The following is an 8,155-nucleotide window of genomic DNA, read 5'->3' as shown; positions in this document are numbered from 1 at the left end:
AACAGCCGGCAGCACCCAGTCGGTCGCGACGTACACGATTACCAGCACGACGCTGCCATACATGCTGACGACCGAGATGAGCTTCGCGGTCAGCGGGATCACGCCGTGGCGGTTCCAGGCGACCAGCGGAGGCCCGAAATGCGGATGGCTGTAGATCCAGCTATGGAAGCGTTCCGAACTGCGTGAGAACGCCCAAGCGGCCACGATCAGGAAAGGTACGGTCGGCAATACCGGAAGAAAGACCCCCAGCGTGCCCAGGCCGACCATCAGGAAGCCGAGTGCCAGCAGGCAATGGCGGACGACCGGGTTCGCCGGGGCATGGCGGAACTTCTCGAAGGCTGCGGGGTGGCCGGGCGCCTGATCCGCTGGAGTCTGGTCGGGTGGAGTGGCCGTCATGGTGTCCTGAACGGGAGCAATACCAGAGCCGGAAAGTTCCGCCCTGTCGTGCGACTTTCAAAGATGGCGGAGTTGTCGGGCCACGATCCAACCTACGAAGCAGGAGCCTGTAGGTTGGGCCGTGGCCCGACATCAGCGCGCTGACATGTCAGAACTTTCCAGCTCTCGTATAAGCCCCCACGTCCCATCCATGTAGTGATGGAACGCGGTAAAACCATCCGGCAGCCCGTCATCCGGTGACGCCGGGGAACCGGTAATCCCGGAACTGCTCGCGCAGCTTCGTCTTCAAAAGCTTTCCCGTGGCGGTATGGGGCAGTTCGTCCACGAAGACGACATCGTCGGGCAGCCACCATTTCGCGATCCGGCCCTCGAAGAAGGCGAGCAGCGCTTCCCGCGTCAATTCGCTTTCGGGCCGCCGGACGACGACGAGCAAAGGCCGCTCGTCCCATTTCGGGTGCGCCATGCCGATAGCCGCCGCTTCGATCACGTCGGGATGGGCGACCGCCGTGTTCTCCAGTTCGATCGAGCTGATCCACTCGCCGCCCGACTTGATCACGTCCTTGCTGCGGTCGGTGATCTGCATGTAGCCGTCGGCGTCGATGGTCGCGACGTCGCCGGTGGAAAACCAGCCCTCGTCGTCATGGGCCGGCCCCGGCGGCTCGTTGTAATACTGTGCGCAGACCCAGGGACCGGAAACCTTCAGATGCCCGAACGCAACGCCGTCGTGGGGAAGCGGCTTGCCCTCGTCGTCGGCGATGGTCATGCGGACGCCGTAGATCGGACGCCCCTGCTTGGCCCGGACCGCCATCTTTTCGTCATCGGAAAGACCGTCCATGCGCGGCATCAGGCGGGATACCGCCCCGATCGGCGATGTCTCGGTCATTCCCCAGGCATGCACCAGTTCCACGCCGAACTCGTCCTGGAACGTCTCGATCATGGCGCGCGGCGCCGCCGAGCCGCCGACGATGGTGCGGCTCAGGGTGGTGAACCGCTTGCCGTTGTCCTGCATATGGCGGATCAGGCCGGCCCAGATGGTCGGCACTCCGGCGCTGACGGTCACGCCGCCCAGTTCCATCATCTCGTACAGGCTGGCCCCATCCATTTTCGCACCCGGAAAGACCAGCTTGGCGCCCGTCATCGGGGCCGCGTAGGGCAGGCCCCAGGCGTTGACATGGAACATCGGGACCACCGGCATCACGGTATCGCGCGACGACAGGCTCAACGCGTCCGGCATCGAAATGCTGAAGCTGTGCAGCACGGTGGAGCGGTGGCAGTAGAGCACGCCCTTGGGGTTGCCGGTCGTGCCGGAGGTGTAGCACAGCGACGATGCGGTCCATTCGTCGAACTCCGGCCAGTCGTAGCGGTCGGAATGGCCGTGGACCAGATCCTCGTAGCACAGCAGGTTGGGCAGCTTCGACTCGGGCATGTGGTCCCGGTCGGTCAGCACCACCACGCCCTTGACCTTGCCCAGGCTTTCCCTGATCCCTTCCAGGAGCGGAATGAACGTCAGGTCGACGAACAGATAGGCGTCTTCCGCGTGGTTGATGATGTAGGAGATCTGGGGCGGGAACAGCCGGGGGTTGATCGTATGGCAGACGGCGCCCATGCCCGAAACCGCGTAGTAAGTCTCGAAATGGCGATAGCCGTTCCACGCAAGCGTCCCGATCCGGTCGCCCGGCCGGACGCCGAGCGAAACCAGGGCGTTGACGAGCTGGCGGGCGCGCTTGGCGGCCTCGGCATAGGTGTAGGTATGGATGGGGCCTTCGACCGTGCGCGAAACGATCTCGGTGGCGCCGTGGTAGTCTTCCGCATGCTGGATCAGGGATGAGATCAGCAGCGGCTTGTCCATCATCAGTCCGCGCATCTGTACGTCGCCTCCCGGGCTGTTTGGTTTTGGGCTGTTTGTTCTGGCCGTTCGATTTTTGCTTGGGAACGATCATACGAAATCGTGGAGGAGTTGGACAGGCCGGCGGTTTCGGCAAGGTTCGCTTACACGGTCCGCTCAGCGCGCCGACGGCAGCAGTCCCTCGTCCATGAAACGGTGCCAGACGCCGCCGGAGATCGTCCGGGATGCCGCTTCGATGTCCGGTGCGAAGTAGCGGTCGCGGTCGTAGAAAGGCACATCGGCGCGTACGATGCCCAGCGCGTCGCGCAGGCACGGAGAGGTTTCCAGCGGACGGTGGAAGTCGATGCCCTGGCAGGCGGCCAGCAGTTCGATCGCGACGATGCCCGTCGTGTTCTCCGCCATGTCGCCCAGCCGCCGTGCCGCATGGGTCGCCATGCTGACATGGTCCTCCTGGTTGGCGGAGGTCGGCAGGCTGTCGACGCTGGCGGGATGGGCAAGAAGCTTGTTTTCCGACGCCAATGCGGCCGCCGTCACCTGGACGATCATGAAGCCGGAATTGAGACCGCCTTCCGCCACCAGGAAGGGCGGCAGCCCGCTGAGATGGGTATCCATCAGCAAGGCGGTCCGGCGCTCCGACAGCGCGCCCGTTTCGGCCAGCACCAGCGCCAGCATGTCCGCAGCCAGGGCGACCGGTTCCGCATGGAAGTTGCCGCCGGACAGGATGTCGCCGCTCCCGGGGAAGACCAGCGGGTTGTCGGTGACGGCATTGGCCTCCCGCTCCAGCACGGCCGCTGCGAAGCGCAGATGGTCCAGGCAGGCACCCATCACCTGCGGCTGGCAGCGCAGCGAGTACGGATCCTGGACCCGTTCGTCGCCGGTCAGGTGCGACTGGCGGATGGCGCTGCCCGACAGCAGGCGCCGCAGCAGCCGGGCGACGTCGATCTGGCCGGGCTGCCCGCGCAGCTCATGGATGCGGGGGTCGAACGGCACGTCGCTGCCCCGGGCGGCATCGACGGACAGCCCGCCGGCGACCAGGGCCGCCGCCATGCAGTCTTCCGCCGCGAACAATCCCTGGAGCGCCAGTGCCGTCGAGACTTGGGTGCCGTTCAGCAGGGCAAGACCTTCCTTGGCCTCCAGCACCAGGGGCCGAAGGCCGGCGGCAGCCAGTCCTTCCGCTGCCGGAACGGTCCTGCCTCCGGCCGTGACCTCCCCTACCCCGATCAGCGCCGCCGTCAGGTGGGCCAGCGGCGCCAGATCGCCCGAGGCGCCGACGGAGCCCTTGGACGGAATCACCGGCAGGACGCCGTGGTTGACCAGATCCAGCAGCGATTCGATCACGACAGGCCTGACGCCGGAATGGCCGCGCGCCAGGCTGGCCGCCTTGAGGACGAGGATCAGGCGTACCGTGGCTTCTGACAAAGGCGCTCCCGTTCCGGCGGCATGGGAGAGCACCAGGCGCGACTGAAGTTCGCGCAGGCTGTCGTTCGGGATGCGCTTCCGGGCCAGCAGGCCGAAGCCGGTATTGATGCCATAGGCGGCGTCGCCGCGCGCGATGACGTCGGCAACGGTCTTCGCCGCCTCTTCGACGGGCTTTTCCCAGCCGGGGTCGAGTGCCACCGACGAACTGGATGAGCGGGCGATGCGCCGCAGGAGGGACAGTGTCAGCCCGGCTGGCCGGATATGCTGAAGTTCGCTCATGCTTCGGTGCTTCCCCAGGATTGAGTCCCGGCCCCGGATCGAGCCCCGGCCCAAGCGGCGGACCTAGCGGTCAGGCACCCAGGCGGCGGACTGCGAGATCCAGCGCGATGCGTAATTGTACCGCCGAATAGGGCTTCTGCACAAAGCCCAGAGGATACGTGGATGTGATCCGGCTCATGGTCTGGTGATCGGTATAGGCCGAAAGATAAACCGACCGGATGCCGAACTCCGCCCTCAACCGCCGGGCGGTATCTATGCCGTCCGTCGGGCCGCGCAGCCGGATATCCATCAAGGCCAATTCCGGCTTGGTGCGGCCGGCAAGTGCCAGCGCTTCCGGTTCGGACGCGGCCACACCGCAGACTTCGTAGCCCAGTTCGTCCAGGGTGCAGCGAATCCCTAACGCCACCAGGGCATCGTCCTCGACGATCATGATTCGAATCCGCTTGGCTTTCGCAGGTTCCGAATTTTCAATCATCAGGGTCTCGCGTCGCACATTCCTGAATATTCAAAGCCTGAGTAATACAGGCCTCCCTGGTCCGGCATGGATCGGAACCGGATTCGGTGAGCAGACGCCAATCCGGCTTTTCAAACAACATGTCGACCCGCAAGTCGCCGCCTGAGCATAGTTTTCCGGTATTTCTTCGGCATATTTCACAGAGTCGCTACGGTGATGAATCATATCGGAAGTGGTTGGGCGGATACCTCGCAACCCGAGATTATAACGAATTTTGAGTGAGGCAAGACGTATCACCATTTCGGCGGGACAGGGCGCGAAATATAAATCCTAGCCGGTCGGATATGACCGTTCATCCTCAGTCTCTCGCCTTTCGATACATTTTAAGTTGCTTGCCAAAGGTCGTATGCTGAGTCTTAACCTTTGGTGGAAGGGCAGCGAGCCAAGCCACTGAAATGAAATTCTTAATTTATTAACCAATGGTGCCTAATGGTGGTACAGCAGTGCCCTCCAGGAACCATCATGTTTCGCCGTACAAACATTATGCTCTCGCGCATCACATTGTTCGCAGCGTTCGCCTGCGCCCTGATGTTCTTCACCACGGCGGCGCGCGCCGCGCCGCCCTACGCGGAATTCCTGCTGGATCCCGCCACGGGTGCGGTCCTGCACGCGGTCAACGCCGATTCCCCGACCCAGCCGGCGTCGCTGACCAAGATGATGACCTTGTTCCTGGCATTCGACGCCCTGGACAAGGGAGATCTGGCGCTCGACCAGATGATCCCCGTGTCACGGCGCGCGCAGAACATGGCGCCGTCCAAGCTCGGCCTCGTGGCCGGCACGTCGATCCGGGTCGAGGACGCGATCCTGGGTCTGGTCACCCGGTCCGCCAACGATGCGTCGGTCGTCCTGGCCGAAGCGATCGGCGGGACCGAAGAGCAGTTCGCCGAAATGATGACGATGAAGGCGCGGATGCTGGGCATGCGCAACACCAGCTTCCACAATGCTTCCGGCTTGCCCAACAGCCGGCAGATCACGACGGCGCGCGACATCGCGGCGCTTTCCCAGGCGCTCATCAAGGGCCATGCCCGGCACTATCCGTATTTCAGCCGCACCAGCTTCACCTATAACGGCGCTCCGGTTCAGACGCACAACCGCCTGATGAGCCGGTACGACGGCATGGACGGCATCAAGACCGGCTTCGTCAATGCCTCGGGCTTCAATCTGGCGGGAACGGCAGTTCGCAACGGCCGCCGGCTGATCGCCGTCGTGCTGGGCGGCCGGACCTCCAGGGAGCGCGACAACCGCGTCGCCGCCTTGCTCGACCACGGTTTCGGCGTCGCCCCGCTCCGGCCCAACGTCTCCACCATCGAAGTCGCGGCGGCGGTTCCGGCGGTCCGGTCGGCGATCAAGGCGGCGGTGCAGCCGCCGGTCCGGCAGCAGGCGCAGAAGCCGCTCCGCGAACAGGCGAAACCGGTCGCCAAGACCAAGGCCGCGCCGGCCAAGCCGGGTTCCTGGACGATCCAGGTCGGCAGCTTCAAGAGCCAGAAGGCAGGACAGGCCGGACTGGATACGACCGGCAAGGTCATTCCCGCCCAGTTGAAAGGTGCCGGCAGCACGGTGGTAAAGGGCAGGAACGGCTCTTTCCAGGCGCGCTTCACGGGCTTGACCAAGACTGCCGCCGAACAGGCGTGTTCCCGCCTGGAAGCCAAAGGCCAGGACTGCCTGGTGATGGCGCCCCGCAACTGACCCTTCTCCCCTGACAGGGCCTGCAAAGGGCCGGGCGCCCGGGCGGCGCCCGGCCCTTTTCGTATCACAAACCGGAGGTGCGCGGATCCAGTTTCAGGATCCTGGCCACTTCCAGCGCCGCGTCGCGCTCAGACGGTGTCAGGCCACCGTCATGGCAGGCGCGGGCGACATGCAGGGCGGCGTTCAGCACGGTGGCTTTCTGGTCGTCCGGCGCATCGGACGCAAAGTCGGCGAGTACCGCCAAGGCGCGGTCATGGCCGTACTCCGCATCGCGGTCGAAGTTCGACATATGCAGGCCGACGACGCGATGGATATCGTCGGCCGTAGCCGGATCGCCCATCAGGCATTTCAGCGCCTCGTCGTCGATTTCCTTAAGTTCCTTGGGTTCCAGCGCCCCATCGGCGAAAGCGATCAGCGCACCCGCCGCGATCACCGCCGGCACGAGAGCCGGCAGCGCATCGGCTTCGATATCGATGTCTCCGAGATGGCTCACCAAGCTGTCGATGAATGACATGATCGTTCCCCTGCCCTGAATTGCAGTGCCATCGGCGGCACCCTGACCGCTATCCGCGTCATGCTGCCGGTGACTGCCGGCTACCAGTCATGGTTAGAAGCTCGCGGGCGGTCAATACCACGATTGGCAGGTCATCCCGGCAGGACAGCAGATGCGCGTCCGCGCTTACTACGACGGCACCGGCAGCGGCAGCCAGCGCAGCGAACTTGCGGTCTTCCGGGTCTTCGATCCGGCTGAACCGATCCAGCCTCGTCTCGCCCCGGTATTCCCCCGCAGGGTCGAACAGACCGCGAAACTCTTCCCAGTCAAGGCGCGGGATGCGCCGAAGCACGGCCTCGTTTTCCCGCCGCGTCTCCTCGTTCCAGACCAGACGGAAGTCTCCGCGGCGGACCGCCTCGACAAGCCTGCCGGCGGCGCTCGCACCCCTGAACCCGGCGGCGACGAGGACATTCGTATCGAGGATCACGCGCGGCGGAGCGATGACTTCGGCATCGGTCACCGCGAGCACGGCTCCATCACGGGTTTGCTCTTGTTGTGACCGCTCCCGTGCGGACGGTGGACTTCGGCACCATGGTGAGGACGATCATGATTGTGGTTGTGGCTGTGTACGTGGCCGGCATGATCGTCACCAGGGATCCTGAGCTTGCGCTCCGCCGCCTCCCTGAAGGCATGCTTGACCGACTCCGGCCGCCTGACCCAGGCGACGCCCGTCCGGTCGCTTTCCTCATAAAGCCTTTGCGCCAGTTCCTCGCGCAGCTTGACATCGATTCTCATCGTGTCCGTCTCCTTGCACTTGGCCAACACAGGGGCAACAGGTGCCCGACGACGCCGTTGCGTCCCAAGCGGTTCCCCCATGCGATTTCGAGGCATGTTGTCCCAGTACCGCAAACCCGATCCTCGAAGGATGGTTTCGTCGTCCAGGATACGCGACTGATGTAGGTGCCGGGATATCGGCGATCAGGCTGACCGCGCAATTTCGCAGGCGGTGTGATCGAAGGGTCCCATAAGCGCCCGTTCCCATCCGGAGCGGCCGACATATTGACCTTCCAGCCGCTGAAAGGTTTAGCCTCATGCCCGCGCAAGCTCCTTTGCGGCAGTTCCGGAGATCGACGACCATGAAACCACTGGCAAGCATTCCCGTCCTGGCGGCACTCCTCGGATGCACGGTCCTGGCAGGACCGGCTTTCGCCCAGCAGGCTCCCGCGATGAACCATTCTGCTCATGAAATGCCGGCTTCGGGCAGTCCGGTGACCGATGAGTTCCGCATGGCCAACGAGAAGATGCACAAGGACATGGGCATCGCCCTGAGCGGCGATGCGGACCGCGACTTCGCCCAGAGCATGATCCCGCACCACCAGGGCGCCATCGACATGGCGCGGATCGCGCTGAAGCATGGCAAGGACCCGGAAATCCGAAAACTGGCTGAAGACGTCGTCAGCGCCCAGGAAGGTGAAATCGCGCAGCTCAAGGAGTGGCTGGCCCGCCACCCCAAATAGCGCCG

At 64.3% G+C, this 8,155-nt stretch carries 9 protein-coding genes; 2 read left to right on the top strand and 7 right to left on the bottom strand.

What is annotated here, in order from left to right:
* From AC5JJ6_RS07925 to AC5JJ6_RS07910, 4 genes are all read right to left on the bottom strand, one after another.
* Window positions 1-396: YbaN family protein (locus AC5JJ6_RS07925; RefSeq protein WP_496041514.1), on the bottom strand; the 396-nt coding region annotated here is incomplete at its 3' end.
* Between the two features lie 229 nt (window positions 397-625).
* Complete coding sequence (locus AC5JJ6_RS07920; RefSeq protein WP_496041513.1) at window positions 626-2,260, bottom strand: 3-(methylthio)propionyl-CoA ligase; 1,635 nt, start codon at window positions 2,258-2,260, stop codon at window positions 626-628.
* Between the two features lie 138 nt (window positions 2,261-2,398).
* The gene (gene hutH / locus AC5JJ6_RS07915; protein WP_496041512.1) at window positions 2,399-3,940 is read right to left on the bottom strand and encodes a histidine ammonia-lyase; all 1,542 of its coding nucleotides are present in this window, start codon (window positions 3,938-3,940) and stop codon (window positions 2,399-2,401) included.
* 70 nt (window positions 3,941-4,010) lie between these two features.
* Complete coding sequence (locus tag AC5JJ6_RS07910; protein ID WP_244619602.1) at window positions 4,011-4,370, bottom strand: response regulator; 360 nt, start codon at window positions 4,368-4,370, stop codon at window positions 4,011-4,013.
* Between the two features lie 546 nt (window positions 4,371-4,916).
* Here AC5JJ6_RS07910 and AC5JJ6_RS07905 point away from each other — a divergent pair.
* Window positions 4,917-6,140 carry a serine hydrolase gene (locus AC5JJ6_RS07905; protein ID WP_496041511.1) on the top strand — a complete coding sequence of 408 codons (1,224 nt, stop codon included), beginning with the start codon at window positions 4,917-4,919 and terminating at the stop codon, window positions 6,138-6,140.
* 64 nt (window positions 6,141-6,204) lie between these two features.
* On the opposite strand, the gene AC5JJ6_RS07900 is transcribed toward AC5JJ6_RS07905, so the two are convergent.
* Genes AC5JJ6_RS07900 through AC5JJ6_RS07890 form a run of 3 tightly spaced genes read right to left on the bottom strand, consistent with a single transcriptional unit; the run spans window position 6,205 to window position 7,428 of the window.
* Window positions 6,205-6,654: a TerB family tellurite resistance protein gene (locus AC5JJ6_RS07900; RefSeq protein WP_496041510.1), complete on the bottom strand. Its 450-nt coding sequence runs from the start codon at window positions 6,652-6,654 to the stop codon at window positions 6,205-6,207.
* Window positions 6,655-6,712: 58 nt separating this feature from the next.
* Complete coding sequence (locus tag AC5JJ6_RS07895) at window positions 6,713-7,153, bottom strand: PIN domain-containing protein (protein WP_496041509.1); 441 nt, start codon at window positions 7,151-7,153, stop codon at window positions 6,713-6,715.
* A complete protein-coding gene (locus AC5JJ6_RS07890) occupies window positions 7,150-7,428 on the bottom strand; it encodes a hypothetical protein (RefSeq protein ID WP_496041508.1) in 279 nt (92 codons plus the stop codon). The genes AC5JJ6_RS07895 and AC5JJ6_RS07890 overlap by 4 nt, the downstream gene beginning before the upstream one ends.
* Window positions 7,429-7,769: 341 nt before the next feature.
* Here AC5JJ6_RS07890 and copM point away from each other — a divergent pair, with 341 nt between their 5' ends.
* The gene (gene copM, locus AC5JJ6_RS07885) at window positions 7,770-8,150 is read left to right on the top strand and encodes a CopM family metallochaperone (protein ID WP_496041507.1); all 381 of its coding nucleotides are present in this window, start codon (window positions 7,770-7,772) and stop codon (window positions 8,148-8,150) included.
* Window positions 8,151-8,155: the final 5 nt, after the last annotated feature.

This window comes from Skermanella sp., from assembly GCF_059503625.1.
This window is presented reverse-complemented; position numbering and strand designations above follow the sequence as displayed.